The following is a 24456-nucleotide window of genomic DNA, read 5'->3' on the forward strand; positions in this document are numbered from 1 at the left end:
CCGCGTGCTCCGTGTCCTATCCAAAAGCGGGGGGCGGCTCAGGAAGACGGCTCGCGCAGCCACTCGGGCATGGCGGAGGCCACCTCGGCCCTGGTGGGCAGGCCCGCCACGGCCCCCAGGTGCTCCACCACGCGCGAGCCCACCACGCACGAGAAGCGGACCAGGGCGGTCAGGTCCTCGAGGGACGCCCGCTCCAGCGCCGCCGCGTCCGGGTAGCGCCGTGACAGCCCCCGGAGCAGGCCCGAGGTGAACCCATCCCCCGCCCCGGTGGTGTCCACCACGCGCGCCCGGGGGGCCTCCACGTGCACCACCCGGCCCTTCCACAGGAAGACGGCGCCCGCCTCGCCCAGGGTCACCACGGGCAGCGGCACCCCCTGGCCCGCCAGGTGATGCAGGGCCTCCACGGGCCCCGGCTGACCCGTGGCGAAGGCCACCTCCTCCTCGGACAGCTTCACCAGCGTGCAGCGCGGCAGCAGCCGCCCGAGCAGCTCGCGCAGCACCTGGGGGTCCTCCCAGGCATGGATGCGGATGTTGGGATCGCAACTCACGATGCGCCCCGCCGCCCGGGCGGCCTCCACGCCGCGCAACATCGCCGCGCGCGCCTCGGGCAGCGCCAGGGAGTTGGTGCCCAGGTGCATCACCCGCGCGCGGGCGAGGAAGGCGGGGTCCACGTCCCGCTCGGAGAGGAGGAACTCGGCCGAGCGCGTGCGGAAGTAGCAGAAGCTGCGCTCGCCCCGCGCGTCGAGCGAGATGAAGACGAGCCCCGTGCGGCCCTCGGCCGTCTGGCGCAGGCGGCTCACGTCCACGCCCTCGGCGGCCAGGCGCTCGCGCAGCAGGTGGCCGAACTCGTCCTCGCCCACCACGCCCACGCTGGCCGAGCGGCCTCCCAGGCGCGCCACGCCCACGGCCACGTTGGCCAGCGAGCCACCGATGCCCGGGGTCCAGGAGGCCACGTCCCGCACGCGCTCACCGGCCCGCGTGGGGAGGAAGTCCACCAGGCACTCGCCCACACACACCACGTCGAACGGGGCCGCCTCGTCCTGCGCCATGTACCGCCTCCTGCCCGCCGTCAGTCCAGCCCCACCTGATCCATGAAGTCCACGCTCTTGAGGCGGCGGCCCAGGTGATGGGAGATGAAGAGGTTGAGCAGCGCGCGCGCCCGGGCCCGGAGCTCCGCGGGCAAGGGGGTGCGCTCGCCGTCCTGGAGCGCCCGGAGGCCGGAGAGCAGCTCCGGGGAGATGGCCACCGCGTCGCGCGCCCGGCCCGCGCACGCCTCGCACACCGCGCCGCCATGGGCTTGATCGAAGCGGGGCCGCGCTCCCGGAGCGCCGCCGCACAGCGAGCACGAGTCGAAGCGCGGCATGAGGCCCGCGTGGGCCAGCGCCGACAGCTCGAAGGCCAAGAGCGAGGTGGGGCCCGCCTCCTTCGCATCGAGCTTGTGCAGGTAGCCCTCGAGCAGCGCGAAGAGCTCCGGGTGGGGCTCGTGGTCGCGCGTCAGCTCGCGGCACAGCTCCACGGCGTAGAGGGCCCGGGCGATGAGGGGGAGATCCGCGCGGGCCGCGTAGTAGCCCGCGACGATGTCGGCCGAGTCCAGGCGCACCGTGGCGCCGCGCGTCTCCACGAGCTGCACGCGCAGGCGCATGTAGGGCTCCAGCGCGCCGGCGAAGCGGCGTTTGCTCTTGCGCGCCCCGGCGGCGAAGGCCGTCAGCTTGCCGTGCTCGCGCGTGAGGAGCGTGACCAGCCGGTCCGCTTCCCCATAGTCCACGGTGGAGAGGACCAGCGCCTCGTCAGTGTATCGATCCATGCGTCAGGGGCGGGGCTGAGGCAGCGCCACCTTTCCAGTCACCACCAGGGCCGCGAACACGCCAGCGGCGAGCACCAGCAACACCACCGCGAGAATCAACCAGGCGCGCCGGCGCCGTTCGCGCTCCAGCGTCACCGGACTGGGCTCGGGAGCCGCCTTGTCCACCTCCTCGTAGCGGAGGATGGCCTCCTCGGGCGCCAGTCCGATGACGGTGGCGTAGGAGCGGATGTAGTTGACGATGAAGACCCGATTGGGCAGCCGCTCGATCTGCCCTTCTTCCAGGGCGGCGATCAGGCTCGGGGAAATCTTCGTCACCCGCGACACCTCGTCACGGGACAGGCCGCGCAGCTCACGTTGCTGGGACAGATATCTGCCGAATTCGACGTAATCCACGGGGATGGGACTCGCTGGTTACAAGGCCTCGAGCAGGCGGTGGCAATCGTCCTTGAGGTTCTGGCTCGTCGCCTTGGCCTCGCATGTGGTGAAGCTCTGGCGCGCCTCCTCCACCTTCCCCTGCTTCGCCAGGCAGGCGCCCTCACGCAGGTGGGCGTCCGCCACATCCGGGCAGGCCTCACGATAACGCCCCAGGTAGCGGCATGCCTCGGAAAGCTCGCCGCTTTCCTCGTAGATGGTGCCCAGGTTGCGGTAGCCCAGACAGAAGCTGGGATTGACCGTCACCGCCGCCTTGATGTTCTGCACCGCCCGCTCCTTGTCGCCCTTCTTGTACAGGGCCCACCCCAGGTTGCTCTGCGCGATGAAGGGCGTGGGGTAGAGCATGTCGTTGAGTGCCTGCTCGTACAGGGTGATGGCCTCGTCATAGCGCGCCTGGGACAGATAGACATTGGCCAGGTTCGTCTTCGCCTCGGAGAAGTTCGGCCGCAGCGCCAGCGCCTTCTGGTAGTGCTCGATGGCCTCCTCGGGGCGGTTGAACGACAGGTGCAGGAGGATGCCGATGACGTGGTGCGCCTCCGGGTAGTCCGGATTGAGCTCCAACGACTTCTGGAGGGACTTGTAGGCATCCTGCACGTTGCCCATGCGCTGGGCCTGCAGGGCCAGCTCGTAGTGGATCTCGGCGCCCTCGCGCTCCTTGTCGGTGGGGACATGCTTGCAGCCCACCAGCAGGAGCGCGAGGAACCAGAGGGAGGAAGCGCGGGAGAGCATTGGGGGGAATCTCGTCACGGAAGGGGAAATCAGAAGGAGGCCAGCAGGCGGCCGAGGTTCGTCGAGGCCGTGCGCTTCTCGTCGGCCCGAGTCCGGGTGCCCGGCGCCAGCTTGGGGTCCTTGTAGAAGACGGGCAAGCTCTTCAACAACTCATCCTGCTGGGCGGTGGACAGGGAAGCGTAGTGCGCGTTGTCCATCATGAAGCCCATGGACTCCACGAAGGCGAGCGCCTCGGCCTCATGCTGTTGGGTTTCCTCGAGGCGCGTGCCGCGACGCGAGGGAGCATACACCGCGCAATCCCTGGCCTCGGACAGGAACAGGTAGATGAAGACGGCGAAGCCGCTCGCGCCGCGCAGGCCCACCACGAAGGCCTGCGCGGGCCCCGCGGGCTTGCCGGGAATGGCCAGGTGGGGCGAGTTGATGGACTGGTGCACCAGCAGCACCTGCTCCCGCGCCGCGGGCAGACCCCGGAATCTGTCGTCGATGACGAACATGTTTGGGCACCCTCTCCCGCGCTAGCGCGTGGTGAGGACGAACTCCTCGGTCACGTCCTCGGTCTGCGCGGCGGTGCGCTGGAAGCGGATGAGGGGCTTGTCGATCATCACCCGGCCACCGCCCTCGTTGCCCTCGCCGATGATGACCTGGAAGGTGTGCTCGGCGGACTGGCTGCGCCGCGGACCGGTGAGCACCTTGGACGCCATCATCCGCACGGTGTTCCTTCCGGGCCGCAGGTAGCGGGTGAGCTCCGTGATGACCTGCCCCTCGCCATTGCGCAGCTTGCGCACCCACGCGGAGTTGATGAACAGGTCGATGTCGTACTCCGTCTTGCCCTGGGCGGACTGCTCCGTCACCAGCCAGTAGCGCTGGGTGATGCGGGTGGGAGCGGTGGGCGCCGCAGTCTGCGGGGCGGTGGGAGCCACCGGAGCGGCCGTGGGAGCGGCGGCCGTGGGAGCCGGAGCGGCGGGAGCCGCCGGAGGAGCCGCGGGAGCAGGGGCCGGCGCGGGCACTTCCATCGTCTTGACGGAGTAGCCCGGGGCGACGATGTGGATGTTGCCCTGATCATCGATGCGGACGGAGGAGACCTTGTCGAAGGTCTGGTTCGTCAGGCCGTCGATGCGCACCCCGTTGAGGAACACCGAGGCGAGGGCCGGCAGGGGCAACAAGACCGAGAGGATGAGAGCGGAGATGACGCGGCGCATGAGGTGATGGACTCCTCCTGGAACAGAGCGATAGCGCACCCATCCGGGACGGACAAGCACGCGCCCCCTCCACGCGCGCTAAGGACCCTTCACCTCGGGAGAGGGCTCCTCGAGCTCCCTCTGGGCCATGGCCCAATCGCCGCCCAGCCCCTCCCCTTCCCGGAAACGCCTGAAGTCACGGCGGACCAGACGAGGATAGCGGCGGAAGGTGTCCAGCTCGCCCGCCTTCTTCGCCAACCAGATGCGCGTGGGGCCGGCATTGTAGGCCATGAGGGCCAGATCCAGGTCCCCGAAGCGATCATGCAGCGTGCGCAGGTAGCGGATGCCCAGACGCACGCCCAGGGCGGGATCCGCGGCCACCTCCTCGCGCGACAGCCGCAGCCCCTGCTTCTCCGCGAGGAAGTGCAGCGTGCTGGGCTTGATCTGCATCAGCCCCCGCGCCCCCTTGTCGGAGACGGCCTCTTCCGTGAAGTCCGACTCCACGTCGATGAGCGCCAGGATGAGCAGCGGATCATACCCCGCCTGGCCCGCCTCCTCGGCGATGGCGTGGACGAGCTGCCGCCGCAGGGTGAGACCCAACTCCGGAGCACGCTTGGCGAGCACCGCGTCGATGAGCGCCGCGTCGGGAGGCGCTGCTTCGAAGCGGGAGGACTCGGCCGTACGGGGCGCCTCCGGAGGGGTGAACAGCGGCACCGCGCGGGCGGACAACACCAGGGCGACCCCGGCCACCAGGGGGAGCTTTCCACACCCGGCGCCCAGCGCGTGCAAACCGCGGAACAGCCCCTCGGCCCAACGCTGACGGGTCGAGGGGGTGGGCATCACTTGCTCTGCCCCATGGCGTCGATGCGCTCGGCCAGTCGGATGAGCCGGCTCTCGATGTCCTGGATCTGATCGCGGCGCGGAATCATGAAGCCCGACAGAGCGCGCCGAACTCCCTCCTCCACGTTGTGCTCGAGATCCTTGCGGTGGCCCGTCAGCCGGTCCGTCAAGAGCCTCCCCTGGCGCACCACCTCGTCCTGGCTCCAGCCCGCCAGGTCCGCCACTCGCTGCGCACAGCGCGTGGCCTCGTCCTCGGCGGTAGATACGGCCAGCAGGGCCTGGCTCCACACGCGCTCGAACGTCTCCGCCAGGTGGTACTTCTGGGGGATTTCCACGTTGTCCATGACACACTCTCCAGCATGGCCGTCCCGAGCCGGGGCCAGGACGGCGGGGGGGTAAGGAGCGATCGAGCCAACAGGCACTCGATCGTGTGAAACACCGCTCACGCTCGCCGAGCTGCTCGCTGCGACCACTGCTGGATGTTCGCCCGGATAGCGCACGGGTCGATCTCCATCGTTTTTACGAGTTAGTGCAACCAGCTTACCCGGGTCAAGCTGTAAAACTGTTGAGAGTCATAAAAAAACCGCCACTCCCAGGGAAAACGGGAGTGGCGGCTTCGAACTTCCTTCAGTGAGACGAGGAGCGAGGGCTAGGCCGCTCCGCTGCTCTGGGAGCCCTCGGACCGGCTGCCGGAGGACATCGGCGGCACCAGGTCGTCCCCGTGGGTGGCGGCCAGGGCGGCCTCCATCTCGGAGATCTCGTCGGCGGGGCTCTCCACCTCGATGTCGAGGTGCTTGTAGTTGGGCAGACCCGTGCCGGCGGGGATGAGGCGGCCCATGATGACGTTCTCCTTGAGGCCGCGCAGGTAGTCCACCTTGCCGTTGATGGCGGCCTCGGTGAGCACCTTGGTGGTCTCCTGGAAGGAGGACGCGGAGATGAACGACTCGGTGGAGAGCGAGGCCTTGGTGATGCCGAGCAGCAGGGGCTCACCGACGCCCGGACGCTGACCGTTGGCCATGACCTTCTCGTTCTCCTCCTCGAACACCCACTTCTCGACCTGCTCGTCGACGAGGAAGCTGGTGTCGCCCACGTCGGTGACGCGCACGCGGCGCAGCATCTGCCGGACGATCACCTCGATGTGCTTGTCGTTGATCTTCACGCCCTGCAGCCGGTAGACCTCCTGCACCTCATCCACGAGGTAGCCCGCGAGCGCCTTCTCGCCGAGCACCTTGAGGATGTCGTGCGGATTGGCCGAGCCGTCCATGAGCGCCTCGCCGGCCTTGACGCGGTCGCCGGCGTGCACGCTGATGTTCTTGCCCTTGGAGATCAGGTACTCCTTGGCCAGGTCCGTGCGCAGCTCGCCGCCCACCTCGGGGGTGATGATGAGCTTGCGCTTGCCCTTGGTGTCCTTGCCGAAGGAGACCACGCCGTCGATCTCGGCGATGGACGCGGCGTCCTTGGGCTTGCGCGCCTCGAACAGCTCGGCGACGCGCGGCAGACCACCCGTGATGTCCTTCGTCTTGGTGGTCTCGCGAGGCACCTTGGCGATGACTTCACCCGCGTGGATCTCATCGCCGTCGTTGACGGTGATGATGGAGCCCTGCGGCAGGAAGTAGCTCGCCTGGCCCTTGGAGGACACCAGGTCCTTGAGGTTGCCGTTCTCGTCGCGCAGCGTGATGTGCGGACGGGCGTCGGGGTCCTTGGACTCGATGACCGTCTTGCGGGTGAGGCCCGTCACCTCGTCGAGCGACTCGTTCATCGTGACGCCTTCGATGATGTCCTCGAAGCGCACGGTGCCGCCCACCTCGGTGAGCAGCGGAATGGCGAACGGATCCCACTCGGCCAGGAGCGTGCTGGCCTCGAGCTTCTGGCCTTCCTTCACGAGGATGCGCGCGCCGTAGATGACCTGGTAGCGCTCGCGCTCGCGGCCGCTCTCGTCGACGATGACGAGCTCGCCGTTGCGGTTCATCGCGACGAGGCTGCCGTCCTTCCTCTGCACCGTGTTGAGGCCGGAGAACTTCACCGTACCCGAGTTGCGGTTCTCGAGGCTGGACTGCTCGGCGCGCCGCTGCGCCGCACCACCGATGTGGAAGGTGCGCATCGTGAGCTGGGTACCCGGCTCACCGATGGACTGCGCCGCGATGACGCCCACCGCCTCGCCCACGGCCACCTTGCGGCCGCGCGCCAGGTCACGGCCGTAGCACTCCACGCAGATGCCGCGCTTGGCCTGGCACGTGAGCACCGAGCGGATCTTCACGCGATCCAACCCGCTGTTCTCGATCTTCTTGACGCGGTCCTCGTCGATCTCCTCGTTGGCGCGCACGAGCACGTCGTTGGTCACCGGATCGAGGATGTCGTCCAGGGCCACGCGGCCGAGGATGCGCTCGCCGAGCGCCTCGATGATTTCCCCGCCCTCGACGAGGGCGCCGATGAACAGGCCGTCCATGGTGCCGCAGTCGTACTCGTTGATGATGGCGTCCTGGGCCACGTCGACGAGACGGCGGGTGAGGTAGCCGGAGTTGGCCGTCTTGAGGGCCGTGTCCGCCAGACCCTTGCGGGCGCCGTGGGTGGAGATGAAGTACTGGAGCACGGAGAGGCCTTCACGGAAGTTGGCCGTGATGGGCGTCTCGATGATTTCACCGGAGGGCTTGGCCATGAGGCCGCGCATACCGGCGAGCTGGCGGATCTGCTGCGCGCTGCCGCGGGCACCCGAGTCGGCCATGATGTAGATGGGGTTGAAGGAGGGCTGCTTGCGCGTCTCGCGCTTGCCGTCCTTGTCGCCCACGGCCTCTTCCTGGGAGATCTGCTGCATCATCTCGGCTGCCACCTTCTCGGTGATCTCCGCCCAGATATCGATGACCTTGTTGTAGCGCTCGCCGTCGGTGATGAGGCCCTCGAGGTACTGGTTCTCGATCTCCGCCACTTCCTTGCCCGCGTACTCCAGGAAGGTCTGCTTCTTGGCGGGGATGATCATGTCCTTGAGCGCGATGGAGATACCAGCGCGCGTGGCGTTGGTGTACCCGAGGCTCCGGATGCGATCGGCCAGGAGCACCGTCTCCTTCTCGCCGGTGAGGCGGTAGCAGAGGTCGATGAGGCCGCCGAGCGACTTCTTGTCGAGCACCTTGTTGATGGCGTCGAAGCCCACCTTGCGCGGCACGATGTCCCAGAGCAGGACGCGGCCGACGGTGGTCTCCTTGCGCTTGCCGAGGATGCGGCAGACGATCTTCGCCTGCAGGTGCACCTCGCCGTGGTCGTATGCGGCACGCACCTCGTCGGGCGAGGCGAACACGCGGCCCTCGCCGTGGGCGAACTCACGCGCGCGCGTCATGTAGTAGATGCCGAGCACCATGTCCTGCGTGGGGACGATGATGGGCTTGCCGTTGGCGGGGCTGAGGATGTTGTTCGTCGACATCATCAGCACGCGCGCCTCCATCTGGGCCTCGATGGACAGCGGCACGTGGACGGCCATCTGGTCACCGTCGAAGTCCGCGTTGAACGCGGCGCACACGAGCGGGTGCAGCTGGATGGCCTTGCCCTCGATGAGCACGGGCTCGAAGGCCTGCATGCCCAGACGGTGCAACGTGGGGGCGCGGTTGAGGAGCACCGGGTGCTCGCGGATCACGTCCTCGAGGATGTCCCAGACCTCGGGACGCTCCTTCTCCACCATCTTCTTGGCGCTCTTGATGGTGGTGACGTAGCCCTTCTCTTCGAGCTTGTTGTAGATGAACGGCTTGAAGAGCTCGAGCGCCATGATCTTGGGCAGACCGCACTGGTGCAGGCGCAGCTCGGGGCCCACCACGATGACGGAGCGGCCCGAGTAGTCCACGCGCTTGCCGAGCAGGTTCTGACGGAACCGGCCCTGCTTGCCCTTGAGCATGTCGGAGAGCGACTTGAGCGGCCGCTTGTTCGGGCCGGTGATCGTCTTGCCGCGGCGGCCGTTGTCGAACAGGGCGTCCACGGCCTCCTGGAGCATCCGCTTCTCGTTGCGGATGATGATGTCCGGGGCGTTGAGCTCCTGCAGCCGCTTGAGGCGGTTGTTGCGGTTGATGACGCGGCGGTACAGGTCGTTGAGGTCCGACGTCGCGAAGCGGCCACCATCGAGCGGCACCAGGGGGCGCAGATCGGGCGGAATCACGGGGATGACGTCGAGCATCATCCACTCGGGCTTGTTGCCCGACATGCGGAAGGCCTCGGCGACCTTGAGGCGCTTGGCGTACTTCTTCTTCTTGGCCTCCGAGTTGGTCTCGCGCATGTCGCGGCGCAGGTCCTCGGACAGCCGGATGACGTCCAGGGCCTTGAGCATCTCGCGCACGGCCTCACCGCCCATGCCCGCGCTGAAGGACTCCTCGCCGTGCTCCTCGTAGAGCCGGTGGAGCTTCTCCTCGCTGACGAGCTCGCCCTTCTGCAGGGGCGTCGCCTTGGGGTCGATGATGATGTAGCTCTCGCAGTACAGGACCTTCTCGAGCTCCTTGAGCGTGATGTCGAGCAGGTTGCCGATGCGCGAGGGCAGCGACTTGAGGAACCAGATATGCGCCACGGGCGTGGCGAGCGTGATGTGGCCCAGGCGCTCACGGCGCACCTTGGACTGGATGACCTCCACGCCGCACTTCTCGCACACGACGCCGCGGTGCTTCATGCGCTTGTACTTGCCGCAGTTGCACTCGTAGTCCTTCACCGGTCCGAAGATGCGGGCGCAGAACAGTCCGTCCCGCTCCGGCTTGAAGGTGCGGTAGTTGATCGTCTCGGGCTTCTTCACCTCGCCATGCGACCACTGGCGGATCTTGTCCGGCGACGCCAGCGCGATGCGGATGGCGTTGAACGAGAGCGGATCCTTCGGCTTCTCGAAGAAGTTGAAAATGTCCTTCACGTTGCCTCCGAACTTCTTTGGAGCGCGTGAGCGCTTATTCGTTTCGCCCACCCGCCAGCGCCCGCCCGCTCGGGGAGCGGGCGCCGGGGGGAAGGCACGCTGAACTAGGCCTCGGTACCGGTCTTCACGCGGTCGTCGCTATCGCCGCCGCCGAAGTCCCCCGAGAACGAGCGCTGCCGCTCGGGCGGGGCGCTCTCCAGCAGCTCCACATCCAGGGCGAGCGACTGGAGCTCCTTGAGGAGCACGTTGAACGACTCGGGCAGGCCGGACTCGAGGACGTTGTCGCCCTTGACGATCGCCTCGTACATGCGCGTGCGGCCCACCACGTCGTCGGACTTGACGGTGAGGAACTCCTGGAGCGTGTACGCGGCGCCGTAGGCCTCCATGGCCCAGACTTCCATCTCTCCCAGACGCTGACCGCCGAACTGCGCCTTGCCGCCCAGGGGCTGCTGGGTGACGAGCGAGTAGGGCCCGATGGAGCGGGCGTGGATCTTCTCGTCCACCAGGTGGTGCAGCTTGAGCATGTACATGACGCCCACGGTGACGTTCTGGTCGAACGGCTCACCGGTGCGGCCGTCGAAGAGCACCATCTGGCCGGTGCGCGGCAGACGGGCCTCGTCGAAGAGCGAGTGGATCTCCGTCTCGCGCGCGCCGTCGAACACCGGCGTGGCGACATGAATGCCCTTCTTCAGGCGGCGGGCGAGGCTCTGCACCTCGTCGTCGTCCAGGCCGTCCACGAACCGGCCGAAGGCCGCGTCGTCGTAGACCGTCTTGAGCTGCTTCTTGAGGGCCTCGCCGCTGTAGTTCTCGTCGATGTGACGCTGCAGCTGCTCGCCCACGCCCTTGGCGGCCCAGCCCAGGTGCGTCTCGAGGATCTGCCCGATGTTCATGCGCGAGGGCACGCCCAGCGGGTTGAGCACGATGTCCACGGGACGGCCGTCCTCGAGGAAGGGCAGATCCTCCTCGGGGAGCACGCGCGACACCACGCCCTTGTTTCCGTGGCGGCCGGCCATCTTGTCGCCCACGGCCAGCTTGCGCTTGATGGCGACGTACACCTTCACCATCTTGATGACGCCCGGCGGGAGCTCGTCGCCCTTCTTGATGCGGGCGATCTTCTCACCGAAGGCCAGCTTCACGGCCTCGGTGGTCTCCTCGAGGTTGCGCAGGATGTCGCGCAGCTTGCCGTCGAGCGGGTCACCGACGGAGATCTCCGTCCAGTACTTGTAGGGCACGGTGGCGAGCAGCTCGTCGGAGACGATGTCGCCCTTCTTCAGCAGGATCTTGCCCTTGTCATCCACGAGCTTGCCCTGGACTTCCTTCGTCCGGAGCATGGTGCGGATGCGGTTGTAGGCGCTGTCACGCAGGACCTTGATTTCGTCGTTCTGGTCCTTGAGGAGCTTGGCCTCCTCCATCGACTCGATCTGCTTGGCGCGCTCGTCCTTCTCCACGCCCTTGCGGCTGAAGACCTTGGCGTTGATGACGGTGCCCACGACGCCCGGGGGCACGCGCAGCGAGCTGTCGCGCACGTCGCCGGCCTTCTCACCGAAGATGGCGCGCAGCAGCTTCTCCTCGGGGGAGAGCTGGGTCTCGCCCTTGGGAGTGATCTTGCCCACCAGCACGTCGCCGGGCTTCACCTCGGCGCCGATGCGGATGATGCCGCTCTCGTCGAGGTCCTTGAGGGCCTCCTCACCCACGTTCGGGATGTCGCGGGTGATCTCCTCCTTGCCGAGCTTGGTGTCGCGCGCGATGCACTCGAACTCCTCGATGTGGATGGACGTGAAGACGTCCTCCTTGAGGATGCGCTCGGAGATGAGGATGGAGTCCTCGAAGTTGTAGCCCTGCCACGGCATGAACGCGACGACCACGTTCTGGCCCAGCGCGAGCTCACCCGTCTCGGTGGCGGGTCCGTCCGCGATCACGTCGCCCTTCTTCACCTTGTCGCCCTTGCGGACGATGGGCTTCTGGTTGAGGCACGTGTTCTGGTTGGAGCGCTGGTACTTCAGGAGGTTGTAGATGTCGACCTCGCTGGAGATGTCGAAGGCGCCCGCGGCGGAGTCGGCCTTCACCACGATGCGGCCGGCGTCCACGCTCTCCACGATGCCATCACGGCGGGCCACGCAGGTGACGCCGGAGTCGCGGGCGACGATCGCCTCGATGCCGGTGCCCACGAGCGGAGCGGCGGTGCGCAAGAGCGGCACGGCCTGACGCTGCATGTTCGAGCCCATGAGGGCGCGGTTGGCGTCGTCGTTCTCCAGGAACGGGATGAGCGAGGCGGCCACCGACACGAGCTGGTTGGGCGACACGTCCATCAGGTCCACGTCCTCGGCCTTGGCCTGGACGAACTCACCGCCGCGGCGCGAGGACACGAGGGCGTTGATGAACTTGCCCTTGGGGTCCGTCTCCGCGTTGGCCTGGGCGATGGTGTGCTTCTCCTCCTCGAGCGCGGAGTAGAAGGCCACGTCGCCGGTCACCGAGCCGGCCTCCACCTTCTTGTACGGCGTCTCGACGAAGCCGAACTCGTTGACGCGGGCGTAGGTGGACAGCGACGCGATGAGGCCGATGTTCGGGCCTTCCGGCGTCTCGATGGGGCAGATGCGGCCGTAGTGCGTCGGGTGCACGTCGCGCACCTCGAAGCCCGCGCGCTCGCGGGTGAGGCCGCCGGGCCCGAGGGCGGACAGACGCCGCTTGTGCGTGACCTCGGACAGGGGGTTCGTCTGGTCCATGAACTGCGACAGCTGGCTGGACCCGAAGAACTCCTTGATGACGGCCGTCACGGGCTTGGCGTTGATGAGATCGTGCGGCATGAGCGTCTCGATCTCCTGGAGGCTCATGCGCTCCTTGATCGCCCGCTCCATGCGCACCAGACCGATGCGGTACTGGTTCTCCAAGAGCTCGCCCACCGCGCGCACTCGCCGGTTGCCGAGGTGATCGATGTCGTCGATCACACCCTTGCCGTTCTTGAGGTCCACCAGGTAGCGGATGACCTCGAGGATGTCGCGCTTGGTGAGGATCTGCCCGTCGAGCGGCTCCTCGAGGCCGAACTTGAAGTTCAGCTTGAGGCGGCCGACCTTGGACAGGTCGTAGCGCTCGGGGTTGAAGAACAGGTTGCTGAAGAGGTTGGTGGCCGTCTCGGGCGTCGGAGGATCGCCCGGGCGCAGGCGGCGGTAGATCTCCATGATCGCCTGCTCGGGGGTCTCGATCTTGTCCATCATCAACGTCTCACGCAGGTAGGGACCCACGTTGAGGTTGTCGATGAAGAGGACCTTGAACTCCTTGATGTCGCGCTTGAGGAGCTCGTCCACCTTCTCCTGGGAGACCTCCTCGTTGCACTCGAGGATGACCTCGCCGGTGTTCTCGTCCACCACGTCGTAGGCGGACACCTTGGTGAAGAGCTCGTCCGCGTCGATGGGGAGCGTCTTCATCTTGGCCGCCTCGAGCTTCTTGATGGCGGCGCGGGTGAACTTGCGGTTCTTCTTGACGATGATGTCGCCCGTCTTGGTCTTGATGTCGCGCGTGGCGCGCTGACCGGGCAACAGCTCCAGCTCCACCGACTTCTCGAACTCGGTGTTGCCCTGGAGGTAGATGGTCTCCGTGGCGTAGTAGTAGTTGAGCATCTCCTCGGTGGAGCCGCGGAACTCCAGAGGATTCTTCTTGGCCGTGTCGGGCACCGCGCCCAGGGCGCGGATGAGCACCGTGGCCGGCAGCTTGCGGCGCCGGTCGATGCGGACGTACAGGATGTCCTTGTGGTCGAACTCGAAGTCGATCCACGAGCCGCGGTACGGGATGATGCGGGCGTTGTAGAGCAGCTTGCCGGACGAGTGGCTCTTGCCCTTGTCGTGGTCGAAGAAGGCACCCGGGCTGCGGTGCAGCTGGCTGACGACCACGCGCTCGGTGCCGTTGATGATGAAGGTGCCGTTCTGGGTCATCAGCGGGATTTCGCCGAAGTAGACCTCCTGCTCCTTCACGTCCCGGATGGACTGGGCGCCGGTCTCCTCGTCCTTGTCCCAAACGACCAGGCGCACGACGACCTTGATGGGCGCCGAATAGGTCATGCCACGCTGGTGGCACTCATCCACGTCGTACTTGGGCTTCTCGAGGTGGTAGCTGACGAACTCCAGCGAGGACGTCTCGTTGAAGTCGCGGATCGGGAAGACCGACTTGAAAACTCCCTGCAGTCCGAGGTCCTCACGCTTCTCGGGCGGAATATCCGCCTGGAGGAACTTCTCGTAGGACTGCTTCTGGATGTTGATGAGATTGGGAATGTCGATGGTCTTCGCGATCTTCGCGAAGGTCTTCCGCACGCGGAAGTTGTTCTGGATCTGCGTCGGCATTCAAACTCCGGGGCGAGCAAGCTCGGGCGGGACGAGCTTGGATAACGCGCAGCGGCAGCGGGAAATTTAGAGATACGGAAAGGGCAAAGCCGGCGCACCCTTTCCGGGCACGCCGGCCTGCTCAACCGGTCAGGAGGCGCCGGGAATTTCCCGAAACCCGGCGCCTGCCCGAGAACGAACTACTTGATCTCGACAGTGGCACCAGCGGCGACGAGCTGGTCCTTGATCTTCTTGGCGTCGTCCTTGTTGACGCCCTCCTTGACGGTCTTGGGAGCGCCCTCGACCAGGTCCTTGGCCTCCTTCAGGCCCAGGCCGGTGATCGCGCGGATCTCCTTGATGACGTTGATCTTGTTCGCGCCGGCGTTGGCCAGCACGACGTTGAACTCCGTCTTCTCCTCGGCGGGAGCGGCGGCGGCGGCGCCAGCGGCCGGGCCAGCGGCGACGGCGACGGCGGCGGCGGAAACGCCCCACTTCTCCTCGAGCTTCTTCACGAGCTCGGCGGCCTCCATGACCGTCAGGGAGGAGAGCTGGTCGATGATCGTGTTCAGGTCAGCCATGTGAATGTCCTTCTTTCAACTTGTAACGGCCCCTCTTCCTTCCGGAACGAGCGGGACCAGAGGTGTGCGGTGGGTTTGCTACTGGAATCGGTTACTTGGGCTGCTGCTTGTCCACGTTCGCCTGGAGCACGCGGGCCAGCTGGGAGCCGGGGGCCGCGATGGTGCGAACGAGCTTGCCAGCCGGCTGGTTGAGCATGCCGAGCAGCTGGGCGCGGAGCTCGGGCAGACCGGGCATCTTCGCCAGGGCCTTGACACCCTCGGCGTTGACGCGGCGGCCCTGCACGGACGCGCTGCGGACCTTGATGGTCTCGAGATCCTTGATGAAGTCCGTGAGGATCTTCGCCGGGGCCACGACATCGTCGTAGCTGATGGCGATGGCCACGGGACCCACGAAGTCCTCGGCGATGACCTCCACCGGGGTACCCTTCGCGGCGCGCTTGGCCAGCGTGTTCTTCAGGACCTTGTAGTCCACCTTGCCGTCGCGGAACTTCTTGCGCAGCTTGGTGACCGTCTCCACGTTCAGCTTGGAAAACTCAGCGACGATCGCGGTCTGGGCCCGCGAAAACTTCTCGTTGAGTTCCTTGATGAGTTCTTCCTTCTCGCTCTTGATCACTTGGTTTCACCTCCTCACGACGCCCACCCGAGGGTGGGCTGGATTACCTGGGCCACGCAGGGTGGCAGAGCGAGAGGAGCCTCGGAAGGCACCACACCGCACCTCCAGTCTCGGCAGGGTGGCTCGGGGTGAGCCGTTTGAACCCGGTGGACTGCCCGCGCCTCCGACCGGTTGCCCGGTTGCCAACGGAGAGCACGAACCCCGCTCCGGATCCCTGCTGTCTGGGACCAGGGATGTCTGAAGCGCGTCGTCTCATCGACGTGGCGCTTCAATTGCAAAAGCCGGGGCGCTATACCCGCGGCTTCGCAAAACGTCCAGCAAATTGTGATGGGGATGGTCGCGAACCAACGGGGCGGACTTCGTGAACCGAAGCCACGCCCCCTCGTCAGGACTCCGCAACCACCCTCGCCTACCCTTGACTACCGGTGACGGGCGAGGATCTCGGTGGTGTCGATCTTGATGCCCGGGCTCATGGTGGCGGAGATGGCCACGCCCTTGAGGTAGACGCCCTTGGCGGTGGCCGGCTTGAGCTTCATGACCAGGTCCACCAGGGTGTTGAAGTTCTCCTGGAGCTTCTCCGCGGGGAACGAGGCCTTGCCGAGCTTGGCGTGGATGATGCCCGCCTTCTCGGCGCGGAACTCCACCTTACCGCCCTTGGCATCGCGCACGGCCTTGGCCACGTCCATGGTCACCGTGCCCACCTTGGGGTTGGGCATGAGGCCGCGGGGACCGAGCACCTTACCGAGCCGGCCGACCACGCCCATCATGTCCGGGGTGGCGATGACGGTGTCGAAATCGAGGAAGCCGCCCTCGATGCGCTTGGCGAGGTCGTCGCCGCCCACCACGTCGGCACCGGCGGTCTCCGCGTCGGTGGCGCGCTCGCCCTTGGCGAACACGGCCACGCGCACGGTGGCGCCCGTGCCGTGGGGAAGGACCACGGCGCCACGGACCATCTGGTCCGCGTGCTTCGGGTCCACGCCCAGGTTGAGCGCGACCTCGACGGTCTGATCGAACTTGGTGCCGCGGAGAGTGGTGGTCTCCTTCAGGGCCTGGAAGCCCTCGGCGATGTTGTAACGCTTGTTGCGGTCCACCTTCTCGGCGGCGGCGCGGAACTTCTTACCGGACTGAGGCATGGGGAAAATCCTCTTGATTCAAAAGGGTGAAGGTGGCGGGAACTAGACGATCTCGATGCCCATGGAGCGCGCGGTGCCGGCGATGGTGCGCTGGCAGGCCTCCAGAGAACCGGCCGTGGTGTCCTCGAGCTTCTTCTTGGCGATCTCCTCCAGCTGCTTCTGGGTGATCTGCCCCACCTTCTCCTTGCCCGGCTTCTTGGCGCCCGAGCCCTTCTTCTTCTCGGTGTGCAGGCCCGCCGCCTTCTTGATGAGCACGGCCGCCGGAGGCGTCTTCAGGATGAAGGTGAAGGAGCGGTCCTGATACACGGTGATGATGACCGGGATGATCAGACCTTCCTTGGCCTCCGCCTGCGTCTTGGCGTTGAACTGCTTGCAGAACTCCATGATGTTCACGCCCTGCTGACCGAGCGCGGGGCCGATCGGCGGAGCGGGGTTCGCCTTGCCGGCGGGAATCTGCAGCTTGACCTGTCCTGTGACCTTCTTCATCGGCTGACGACTGCCTTTCGAATGGGTGGTTGTGGCGGCCCGCTTGACAGGCGGGCCTCCCACCCTGGGGATCCCCGGTGCGTGAGCGACCGGGGAAGACTGAGACTAGCCGGTGGTCTTCTCCACCTGCATGAAATCCAGCTCCACCGGCGTGGCGCGGCCGAAGATGCTGACCAGCACCTTCACGCGGCCCTTCTCGGCGTTGACCTCTTCCACGGTGCCATTGAAGTTGGCGAAGGGGCCGTCGATGACGCGCACGGTGTCGCCATCGGAGAACTGCATCTTGGGCTTGGGCTTGAGCGTGCCCTCGGAGATCTGCGAGGTGAGCCGGGCCACCTCGGCATCCGAGATGGGGGTGGGCTGCTCGTTCTGCGCCGCGCCGGGGAAGCCCGTGATCTTCGGGGTGTTCTTCACCAGGTGCCAGGAGCGATCATTCAGCTCCATCTGCACGAAGATGTAGCCCGGGAAGAACTTGCGCCGCGAGGTCTTCTTCTCGCCCTTCACCATCTCGACGACCTGCTCCATGGGGATCAGGATCTCGCCGAACAGGTCCTGCAGGTTCTCGAGGCGGATACGCTCTTCCAGGCTCTTCTTCGCCTGGTTCTCGAAGTTGGAGTAGGTGTGGACCACGTACCATTTCATCGCCATTACAACTTCCCCCAGATGGCAGGAATCCACTCGACCATGAGGTTGTAGGCGAGGGTGTCGATGCCGAAGAGGAGGATCGCCGCGACGATCGACGCGACGATGACGGCCATGGTCGACGCCTTGGTCTCCTCCCAGGACGGCCAGGTCACCTTCATCAACTCCGAGGCGACCTCCAGCGAGAGCGTGTGCGTCTTGGGGTACACGTAGGCCCCCACCACGAGCCCCGCGGCGATCACGAAGCCCAGGAGCGTCGAGACCGTCCAGTCGAGACCCTCGATGATGACGGGATCGCTCCACCCCAGGCGCGCCCAGATGAGGCCGCAGACGTGCTCCAGGAAGAACGCGAAGATGAGACCCGCGATGAGGAAGAAGATGACCACGAGCCGCTTCGGATCCATTCCCGAACGGTTGGCCTGCTGGCTGGCCTCTGATGCCGCTGCCATGATTCCTCGCTGACTGAGTGCGACTGGATATCGAAAAACACAGGAACCCCCGGTACGTGGGTACCGGGGGTCCCTGCAACTAAACAACTGGCAGGCCAGGAGGGATTCGAACCCCCAACACGCGGATTTGGAGACCGCTGCTCTACCGTTGGAGCTACTGGCCTAGAGAACACTCGACCGAAACAGCCGACCTAGACTTTACCTTCCTTATGGACGGTATGCTTGCGCTCGCGGGGGCAGTACTTGCTCAGCTCGAGCTTGTCCTGGCTCTTCCGCTTGTTCTTGGTCGTGTAGTAGTTCCGCTCCTTGCAGGTCGTGCACTCGAGCGAAATGATGCTGCGGTTACCCTTGGGCATGGCTTGGACTCGATGAACACGAGGGAAAGCTGCTTAAAACAGCTTTCCCTCGGAGTTGACTCACTGGAGAGGCAGGCAGGAAGCCCACCAGCCAACTAGGCGATGATCTCGGCGACGACGCCGGCGCCCACCGTGCGGCCACCCTCGCGAACCGCGAAGCGCAGCTCCTTCTCCATCGCCACCGGGGTGATGAGCTCCACCTCGATCGCGATGTTGTCGCCCGGCATCACCATCTCCACGTTGTCCGGCAGCTTCACCGTGCCCGTCACGTCCGTGGTGCGGAAGTAGAACTGGGGACGGTAGCCCTTGAAGAACGGGGTGTGGCGACCACCCTCTTCCTTGCTCAGCACGTAGATCTGCGCCTTGAACTTGGTGTGCGGCGTGATGCTGCCCGGCTTGGCCAGCACCTGTCCACGCTCCATGTCCTCGCGCTTCAGACCACGCACCAGCGCACCGATGTTGTCGCCCGCCCGGCCCTCGTCCAGCAGCTTGCGGAACATCTCCACGCCCGTCACCACCGTCTTCTGCGTGGCGCGCAGACCCACCACTTCCACTTCCTCGCCCACCTTGATGATGCCGCGCTCGACGCGGCCGGTGGCCACCGTTCCACGGCCGGCGATGGAGAACACGTCTTCCACCGGCATCAGGAAGGGCTTGTCCGTGGCGCGCTGGGGGGGTGGGGATGTAGCTGTCCACCGCCTCCATCAGCTTCAGGATGGCCGGCTCGCCAATCTCCGAGGTATCACCCTCGAGCGCCTTGACGGCGCTGCCGGGCACGATCGGAATGGTGTCGCCCGGGAACTCGTACTTCTTGAGCAGGTCGCGCACTTCCATCTCCACGAGCTCGCGCAGCTCGGGGTCGTCCAGCAGGTCCACCTTGTTCAGGAAGACCACGATGTAGGGCACGCCCACCTGGCGGGCGAGCAGGATGTGCTCGCGCGTCTGGGGCATCGGGCCGTCCGCGGCCGACACCACCAGGATGGCACCGTCCATCTGCGCCGCGCCCGTGATCATGTTCTTGACGTAGTCGGCGTGTCCCGGGCAGTCCACGTGCGCGTAGTGCCGGTTCTTCGTCTTGTACTCCACGTGCGCCGTGGAGATGGTGATGCCGCGCTCGCGCTCCTCGGGGGCCTTGTCGATCTGGTCGTACGCGAGGAACGTCGCGCCGCCCGTCTTCGCCAGCACCTTGGTGATGGCCGCCGTGAGGGACGTCTTGCCGTGGTCAACGTGGCCGATGGTGCCGATGTTGACGTGCGGCAAGCTTCTGTCGAACTTTTCCTTGGACATAACGCACCTCGAAAAATGGAGCCCTGAACCAGGATTGAACTGGTGACCTCATCCTTACCAAGGATGCGCTCTGCCAACTGAGCTATCAGGGCTTGTATTTGCGACTGCAACAACTGGAGCGGGAAATGGGATTCGAACCCACGACATTCAGCTTGGAAGGCTGACGCTCTACCAACTGAGCTATTCCCGCGATTCTGATGGAGGGGGTTGGATTCGAACCAACGAAGGCGTGAACCGGCAGATTTACAGTCTGCTCCCTTTGGCCGCTTGGGTACCCCTCCGTACCGCTCTTCAACTACCGCACAACCGCTGTTTCTTCCTACTGCTTTCTTCGCTTCCGGGCCCTCACCCGCGGCCCTCATCCCTGGCCGGCGGCGGGATTTGAACCCGCGACCTACTGATTACAAATCAGTTGCTCTACCGACTGAGCTACACCGGCATCCTGCACTGCCCGGCTGCTTCCCCAACCCGCCCGTCCGTTCGCCGGGGAGCCACCTGCCGTCCCCGTCGAGGGGCGCCCTTGTAGAGGCCCCTGCCATCCAAGTCAAGCAGTTTGCGCCAGGGGGTTCACTTCGTGGCACCCGGACGCGCACTGCCCCGTTGCCGGGCGGCCTCATATAGCAGAATCGCCGCCGAAACCGACGCATTCAGTGAGCCCACCTGACCCAGCATCGGAATCTGCAGGCGGAAGTCGCAATGCTCCAGGACTCCGGGGCGAACTCCCGCCCCTTCGGCCCCCACCACGACCGCCAAGGGCCCATCCAGCCGCGCGCTCCACAAGGGGACCTTCGAGTGAGGGTCGGCCGCGGCAATCCACACGCCCGCCTCCTTCAACTCCTCCAGGGTCCGCGACAGATTGACCACCCGCGCGATGGGACAGTGCTCCACCGCCCCCGCGGACGCCTTGGCCACCACCCCCGTCACGGGAACCGCCCGGTCCTTCGCGATGACCACGGCATGCGCCCCCAGCGCGTGCGCCGAGCGGATGATGGCCCCGAAGTTGTGTGGATCCTGGATGCCGTCCAACACCACCCACAGGGGCGGACGCTCGCTCTGGGCGGCCGCCTCGAGCAGCTCGGAGAACTCCGCGTACTCGAACCCCTTGAGCTCGGCCACCACGCCCTGGTGCACGCCCCCCTCGGCCATCGCCGCCAGGCGCTCGCGCGGCACCCGCTCCACCCGGATCCCCTCCTCCCTGGCGCGGCTGAGGATCTCCGCCGCGGCCTTCGCCGCCACCTGCCCCTCGGTGATGAAGAGCCGCTCCACCCGCTGTGCATGGGCACGAAGCGACTCGAGGACTGGATTCACCCCGTAGACGTAGCGCTGCTCGGCGCGCTCGCGCTCTGCTCCCCGCTCACTACCCCTCGACGACGGACGCTGGCGCACCACGGGCTAGAGAACCTCGACGGGCACGGAGAGCGTCTTCTTCTGCCGGGCACACAACTGCTCCGTGCAGATGAAGAAGGTGAGCCTGGCCTCCACCGTGCCCTTGCCGGCGGCCGTCGCCGTGAACGGCACCTCGAAGCGGGGATCCACGAAGGCCTGTCCCTCGGCCTTCTTCGCCACCGAGTCCTTCAACGCGAGCGTCTCCCGGCTGAAGGAGAGCTGCGCCCCCGTGAGCTCCAGCTTCAGCGGCGCCTCGTCGGACACATGCGCGCCCGGCTTGCTCTTGATGCTCAGCACGAACGTGCCCTGCCCGCCTGTCTTGAGCTGCGTGGACGTGCCCGCGGTGCTCACCTCGTAGAGCGTGGCGGGATCCACGGGGGCTTCGGCGTGGCCCTGGGTGCAGGCAAGGGCCACCACCGCGGCGGCCAGGGTGCTGAGGGGTCGGATGTGCGGCATGGCACGGTCTCCTGGGCTGTCCAGCGCCGCCCCTATATCACCCACCCTCCCCCGCTCGCAGGCCTCTTTACGGCTCACCCCTCGGCCTTGGAGGCCCGCTTGCGCCGCGGCACGGCCGTCGGCCACGCCTCGGAGGACTCCACCCCGGGGCTCCCGGCCTCCAGTTGCTCGGCGCGCTCGATGATGATGCGGGCCAGATCCAGCCCCGTGGCCGACTCCATCTCCGCGAGGGCCGGCGAGCTGTTGACCTCGAACACCTTGGGCGGGCCCTCCGGCACGTCGAGCAGATCCACCGCCGCGACCTCCAGCCCCACCAGCATGGCCGTCCGCTCCGCCGCCACCCGCTGGGACTCGGTCAATTGCAGCGCCTCCAGCCGCGCGCCCCGGTTGAGCGTGTAGGACAGCCGCCCCACCCGCGGCCGGCGCCGCACCGCCGCCACCGCCCGTCCCCCCACCACCAGCACCCGCACGTCCTTGCCCGAGTGCTGCACGTACTGCTGGACGATGAGGTTGTGTCCCAGGCCCAGGATGGCCTCGAGCGCCGCTTCCAGCGACTGGAGGCTCTCGCACACCATCACCCCGCGCTTCTCCTGGCCCTGCAGCAGCTTCACCAGGACCGGCACCCCTCCCACCAGTCCCACCATGGCCTTCAGGTCCGCCGCGTCCCGCGCCATCACCGTCGCCGGGATGTCGATGCCGTTGGCCGACAACAACTGCAGCGAGCGCATCTTGTTGCGCGACTCGGAGATGGCGCGCGCCGTGTTCACCAGCGGAACCCCGCCCATCGCGAACTGGTTCACCACCGCCAGGCCATAGTTGTTGATGGACTGCGCGATGCGCGGAATGACCACGTCGCAGGGCGACAGCTTGCGGCGCCGGTAGTACAGGTTGGCGCGCCGCCCATCCAGGTGCATCTCCACCCGCACCGGGTTGAGCACACGCACCTGATGCCCTCTCGCGCGTCCGGCCTCGACCAGACGCTTGGTGGATGAAATGGAGGCGGAGCGCGAGAGGACGGTGATCTTCATGGGGGGCCGGGGCGGAGGCGGCGCAGACATAGCCCCGCCCCCTCACCACGTAAAGCCACCCCTGGGAACTACCGCTTCTGGACGGCGCGAACCTCGATGTTCGCGCGATTCGACGGAGAGGACGCCTCGATCTGCGCACACGTGGAGCCCTGGAACACGATGCCCAGATCCTCCTTCAACACCCACGTGTCCGGCCCGGGCGACAGCCGCTCCCCGTTGAGGTAGACCACCACCAGCTCCTCGGTGGTGGGCCGCTCGGAGGGGTCGATGCGCAGCTCGCACGGCGCCTCGGCGATGACCTTCTCGGCAATCGCCCGGAGCGCTTCCGACAGCTGCGTCTTGTTCTCCGCCTGGAAGAAGCGGCGGTTGCACCTGCCGGCGGTGCAGGTGTCGTCCGCGCCGCAATCCGCGTTCGTCGAGCACTGGCGATCGAATCCACCCTCCACGGCCATGCCCTGGAGCGTCGCCGCGCCCCGGCGTCCCGCATCGGTGCTGGCCTTGAAGTCCGTGCCGAAGCCGATGACGATGGTCCTGATGTCCTGCTTCTCGTTCTGCGGATTGCGCAGCGCCTTCACCGCGGCCACGGAGGCATCCGTGTCGAGGCAGCCGATCGCCCGCGCGAAGTCGTCCGAACAACCGCCCGTCAGGATGCAGAAACAGGTCGAACCCGGCGACCCGAAGGGGGATGGGTAGTTCGAGTTGCAGTTGGGCAGACCGTCCGTGAGAAGCACCACGAAGTCAGCGCGATCCTCCCCCTGCAGTTCCTGCAACCTCGCCAGGTACTTCAAGCTCTCACTGGTGGGCGTACCGCCCGTCGGCTTCAATGCGCCTCCGGAGTTCTTGATGGCCAGCAGTTCGGCCTTCACCTTCTTGGCGTTCGTATCCAGCGAGGCATTGTCCTCCACATCGCCCGGTGGCAAGGACACCTTGAGGCTGGTGGACGCCTTGCAGCCGAGGCCTTCCGGGTCGTTCGGGTCTGGATAGGTGGCAAGGCCAATGCGCGCGATCGTCCCACTCTGATCGAGGAAGGACGACATCGCATCCTGCAGATCGCTCCAGCGCGTGGGGCACTTGGTGGTGTCGCAGGGATTTTCCGATGAGCCACAGGTCGCACCGTTGACCTTGCACGCCGGCAAGCTGGGGTTCACCGGCGCGGTCATGGAGCCGGACGTGTCCACCAGCAGCATCAGGTTGGGCTTGCGAGCCCGCGCCTCGATGCTCCGCGTCTCCGTCGTCTGCACGATGGCGACCGGCTCCACCGGCTCGAAGTCATAGGTCTGGCAGGCCGAGGTGAGCACACCGCTCAGGGTGCCCACCACCAGCGCTCGCAAAAAGGTCAGCTTGGCGCGCATATTGTTGAAACCGCTCCTCGGAAGGCGGACGCGAGAGAACCCCGCGCCTGGAAGTGTCCGGCCACGAAATGGGCCCCACAATACCCTCTCCCAGGTTCGCACGGCCAGCCTCAACGCACCGCCTCCCTAAAGGGTGAGGGTGCGTGCTCCGTCCGTCAGCTTCCACAACGACGCCAGCTCCAGCACCTCGTCCAGCGTCCCCCGCAACTCCTCGGGCGTGTAACCACAGATTCTTACCGTGGTGTCACATGCCAGCAGGCGAGCTCCCAGCTCGCGCGCCTCCGCGAGCATCCGCTCGGGCCCAGGCACTCCGAGGCTCTCCGCTCGCTCGCTCTCCACCTGCTCCCGCTCGCTGTGCGGCAAGCCGAAGCGGCCCCTCATCAGCGCGCGCAGGGCGTCGAAAGCGAAGACGAAGTACACCTCGTCCCCCTGGGCCGCCGCGGTGACTCCCATCGAGGCGGCCTGGAACGCAGGCTCATACGTGGCGTGCTGCAAGAAGAAGAAGACGCGTCCAGCCATGGCCGCGGAAC

Annotated in this window: 22 protein-coding genes, 5 tRNA genes and 1 pseudogene; all 28 read right to left on the reverse strand. The window is 66.4% G+C overall.

The genetic code is table 11. From position 1 onward, the window contains the following. Positions 1-38: 38 nt before the first annotated feature. Positions 39-1049: a carbohydrate kinase family protein gene (locus F0U63_RS30900; protein ID WP_395835329.1), complete on the reverse strand. Its 1011-nt coding sequence runs from the start codon at positions 1047-1049 to the stop codon at positions 39-41. Between the two features lie 20 nt (positions 1050-1069). Beyond that, the gene (gene recO, locus F0U63_RS30905) at positions 1070-1804 is read right to left on the reverse strand and encodes a DNA repair protein RecO (protein ID WP_395835331.1); all 735 of its coding nucleotides are present in this window, start codon (positions 1802-1804) and stop codon (positions 1070-1072) included. Positions 1805-1807: 3 nt separating this feature from the next. Next, positions 1808-2197 carry a RodZ family helix-turn-helix domain-containing protein gene (locus tag F0U63_RS30910; RefSeq protein ID WP_002628246.1) on the reverse strand — a complete coding sequence of 130 codons (390 nt, stop codon included), beginning with the start codon at positions 2195-2197 and terminating at the stop codon, positions 1808-1810. An 18-nt stretch (positions 2198-2215) separates the two neighbouring features. Beyond that, positions 2216-2965, reverse strand: a complete 750-nt coding sequence (gene tgl, locus F0U63_RS30915) for a social motility TPR repeat lipoprotein Tgl (protein WP_395835333.1) — start codon at positions 2963-2965, stop codon at positions 2216-2218. A gap of 29 nt (positions 2966-2994) precedes the next feature. Then, on the reverse strand, positions 2995-3459 hold the full coding sequence (locus F0U63_RS30920; protein ID WP_395835335.1) for a social motility and stimulation tgl protein: 465 nt from the start codon (positions 3457-3459) through the stop codon (positions 2995-2997). Between the two features lie 21 nt (positions 3460-3480). After that, positions 3481-4164: a hypothetical protein gene (locus tag F0U63_RS30925; RefSeq protein ID WP_395835337.1), complete on the reverse strand. Its 684-nt coding sequence runs from the start codon at positions 4162-4164 to the stop codon at positions 3481-3483. Between the two features lie 78 nt (positions 4165-4242). Then, positions 4243-4983 (reverse strand): lytic transglycosylase domain-containing protein, encoded by a 741-nt coding sequence (locus tag F0U63_RS30930; RefSeq protein WP_395835339.1) that lies wholly within the window; start codon positions 4981-4983, stop codon positions 4243-4245. After that, on the reverse strand, positions 4983-5327 hold the full coding sequence (locus F0U63_RS30935; protein ID WP_395835341.1) for a hypothetical protein: 345 nt from the start codon (positions 5325-5327) through the stop codon (positions 4983-4985). The genes F0U63_RS30930 and F0U63_RS30935 overlap by 1 nt, the downstream gene beginning before the upstream one ends. A gap of 305 nt (positions 5328-5632) precedes the next feature. Then, on the reverse strand, positions 5633-9850 hold the full coding sequence (gene rpoC, locus F0U63_RS30940; RefSeq protein WP_395835343.1) for a DNA-directed RNA polymerase subunit beta': 4218 nt from the start codon (positions 9848-9850) through the stop codon (positions 5633-5635). Positions 9851-9954: 104 nt separating this feature from the next. After that, a complete protein-coding gene (gene rpoB / locus F0U63_RS30945; protein WP_395835345.1) occupies positions 9955-14181 on the reverse strand; it encodes a DNA-directed RNA polymerase subunit beta in 4227 nt (1408 codons plus the stop codon). Positions 14182-14360: 179 nt separating this feature from the next. Further along, complete coding sequence (rplL, locus tag F0U63_RS30950) at positions 14361-14738, reverse strand: 50S ribosomal protein L7/L12 (protein WP_020918723.1); 378 nt, start codon at positions 14736-14738, stop codon at positions 14361-14363. 91 nt (positions 14739-14829) lie between these two features. Next, positions 14830-15351 carry a 50S ribosomal protein L10 gene (gene rplJ / locus F0U63_RS30955; protein WP_002628237.1) on the reverse strand — a complete coding sequence of 174 codons (522 nt, stop codon included), beginning with the start codon at positions 15349-15351 and terminating at the stop codon, positions 14830-14832. Positions 15352-15770: 419 nt separating this feature from the next. Continuing rightward, positions 15771-16484 carry a 50S ribosomal protein L1 gene (gene rplA / locus F0U63_RS30960; protein WP_002628236.1) on the reverse strand — a complete coding sequence of 238 codons (714 nt, stop codon included), beginning with the start codon at positions 16482-16484 and terminating at the stop codon, positions 15771-15773. Positions 16485-16526: 42 nt separating this feature from the next. Then, the gene (rplK, locus tag F0U63_RS30965) at positions 16527-16970 is read right to left on the reverse strand and encodes a 50S ribosomal protein L11 (protein ID WP_002628235.1); all 444 of its coding nucleotides are present in this window, start codon (positions 16968-16970) and stop codon (positions 16527-16529) included. A 105-nt stretch (positions 16971-17075) separates the two neighbouring features. Then, a complete protein-coding gene (gene nusG, locus F0U63_RS30970) occupies positions 17076-17618 on the reverse strand; it encodes a transcription termination/antitermination protein NusG (RefSeq protein ID WP_002628234.1) in 543 nt (180 codons plus the stop codon). Beyond that, positions 17618-18061 (reverse strand): preprotein translocase subunit SecE, encoded by a 444-nt coding sequence (gene secE, locus F0U63_RS30975; RefSeq protein WP_395835349.1) that lies wholly within the window; start codon positions 18059-18061, stop codon positions 17618-17620. The genes nusG and secE overlap by 1 nt, the downstream gene beginning before the upstream one ends. A gap of 88 nt (positions 18062-18149) precedes the next feature. After that, positions 18150-18225: transfer RNA gene (locus F0U63_RS30980), tRNA-Trp, on the reverse strand. A 27-nt stretch (positions 18226-18252) separates the two neighbouring features. Further along, positions 18253-18417, reverse strand: a complete 165-nt coding sequence (gene rpmG, locus F0U63_RS30985) for a 50S ribosomal protein L33 (protein ID WP_071904109.1) — start codon at positions 18415-18417, stop codon at positions 18253-18255. Between the two features lie 95 nt (positions 18418-18512). Then, positions 18513-19704: pseudogene (gene tuf, locus F0U63_RS30990) on the reverse strand (elongation factor Tu). Between the two features lie 16 nt (positions 19705-19720). Continuing rightward, a tRNA-Thr gene (locus F0U63_RS30995) sits at positions 19721-19796 on the reverse strand. A gap of 22 nt (positions 19797-19818) precedes the next feature. Then, a tRNA-Gly gene (locus F0U63_RS31000) sits at positions 19819-19894 on the reverse strand. An 8-nt stretch (positions 19895-19902) separates the two neighbouring features. Then, positions 19903-19985, reverse strand: a tRNA-Tyr gene (locus tag F0U63_RS31005). An 85-nt stretch (positions 19986-20070) separates the two neighbouring features. Then, positions 20071-20143: transfer RNA gene (locus F0U63_RS31010), tRNA-Thr, on the reverse strand. A 128-nt stretch (positions 20144-20271) separates the two neighbouring features. Beyond that, on the reverse strand, positions 20272-21090 hold the full coding sequence (gene rlmB / locus F0U63_RS31015; protein WP_395835351.1) for a 23S rRNA (guanosine(2251)-2'-O)-methyltransferase RlmB: 819 nt from the start codon (positions 21088-21090) through the stop codon (positions 20272-20274). 6 nt (positions 21091-21096) lie between these two features. Next, positions 21097-21546 carry a hypothetical protein gene (locus F0U63_RS31020; RefSeq protein ID WP_395835353.1) on the reverse strand — a complete coding sequence of 150 codons (450 nt, stop codon included), beginning with the start codon at positions 21544-21546 and terminating at the stop codon, positions 21097-21099. A gap of 74 nt (positions 21547-21620) precedes the next feature. Then, positions 21621-22604 carry a RimK family alpha-L-glutamate ligase gene (locus F0U63_RS31025; protein WP_395835355.1) on the reverse strand — a complete coding sequence of 328 codons (984 nt, stop codon included), beginning with the start codon at positions 22602-22604 and terminating at the stop codon, positions 21621-21623. Positions 22605-22642: 38 nt separating this feature from the next. Beyond that, complete coding sequence (gene cglB / locus F0U63_RS31030; RefSeq protein ID WP_395835357.1) at positions 22643-23926, reverse strand: adventurous gliding motility lipoprotein CglB; 1284 nt, start codon at positions 23924-23926, stop codon at positions 22643-22645. Positions 23927-24052: 126 nt separating this feature from the next. Next, complete coding sequence (locus tag F0U63_RS31035; protein ID WP_395835359.1) at positions 24053-24445, reverse strand: hypothetical protein; 393 nt, start codon at positions 24443-24445, stop codon at positions 24053-24055. Between the last annotated feature and the right edge of the window lie 11 nt (positions 24446-24456).

The sequence above is a fragment of the Cystobacter fuscus genome (assembly GCF_044360685.1).
Classification (GTDB): domain Bacteria; phylum Myxococcota; class Myxococcia; order Myxococcales; family Myxococcaceae; genus Cystobacter; species Cystobacter fuscus_C.

Coding starts and splice junctions, on each gene's coding strand:
- rplK (WP_002628235.1), bottom strand. CDS start 16,970: ATGAAGAAGGTCACAGGACAGGTCAAGCTGCAGATTCCCGCCGGCAAG.
- rpmG (WP_071904109.1), bottom strand. CDS start 18,417: ATGCCCAAGGGTAACCGCAGCATCATTTCGCTCGAGTGCACGACCTGC.
- F0U63_RS30925 (WP_395835337.1), bottom strand. CDS start 4,164: ATGCGCCGCGTCATCTCCGCTCTCATCCTCTCGGTCTTGTTGCCCCTG.
- recO (WP_395835331.1), bottom strand. CDS start 1,804: ATGGATCGATACACTGACGAGGCGCTGGTCCTCTCCACCGTGGACTAT.
- F0U63_RS30900 (WP_395835329.1), bottom strand. CDS start 1,049: ATGGCGCAGGACGAGGCGGCCCCGTTCGACGTGGTGTGTGTGGGCGAG.
- F0U63_RS30935 (WP_395835341.1), bottom strand. CDS start 5,327: ATGGACAACGTGGAAATCCCCCAGAAGTACCACCTGGCGGAGACGTTC.
- rplA (WP_002628236.1), bottom strand. CDS start 16,484: ATGCCTCAGTCCGGTAAGAAGTTCCGCGCCGCCGCCGAGAAGGTGGAC.
- tgl (WP_395835333.1), bottom strand. CDS start 2,965: ATGCTCTCCCGCGCTTCCTCCCTCTGGTTCCTCGCGCTCCTGCTGGTG.
- F0U63_RS31020 (WP_395835353.1), bottom strand. CDS start 21,546: ATGCCGCACATCCGACCCCTCAGCACCCTGGCCGCCGCGGTGGTGGCC.
- F0U63_RS31025 (WP_395835355.1), bottom strand. CDS start 22,604: ATGTCTGCGCCGCCTCCGCCCCGGCCCCCCATGAAGATCACCGTCCTC.
- F0U63_RS30920 (WP_395835335.1), bottom strand. CDS start 3,459: ATGTTCGTCATCGACGACAGATTCCGGGGTCTGCCCGCGGCGCGGGAG.
- secE (WP_395835349.1), bottom strand. CDS start 18,061: ATGGCAGCGGCATCAGAGGCCAGCCAGCAGGCCAACCGTTCGGGAATG.
- F0U63_RS30930 (WP_395835339.1), bottom strand. CDS start 4,983: ATGCCCACCCCCTCGACCCGTCAGCGTTGGGCCGAGGGGCTGTTCCGC.
- F0U63_RS31035 (WP_395835359.1), bottom strand. CDS start 24,445: ATGGCTGGACGCGTCTTCTTCTTCTTGCAGCACGCCACGTATGAGCCT.
- rpoB (WP_395835345.1), bottom strand. CDS start 14,181: ATGCCGACGCAGATCCAGAACAACTTCCGCGTGCGGAAGACCTTCGCG.
- cglB (WP_395835357.1), bottom strand. CDS start 23,926: ATGCGCGCCAAGCTGACCTTTTTGCGAGCGCTGGTGGTGGGCACCCTG.
- rplL (WP_020918723.1), bottom strand. CDS start 14,738: ATGGCTGACCTGAACACGATCATCGACCAGCTCTCCTCCCTGACGGTC.
- nusG (WP_002628234.1), bottom strand. CDS start 17,618: ATGGCGATGAAATGGTACGTGGTCCACACCTACTCCAACTTCGAGAAC.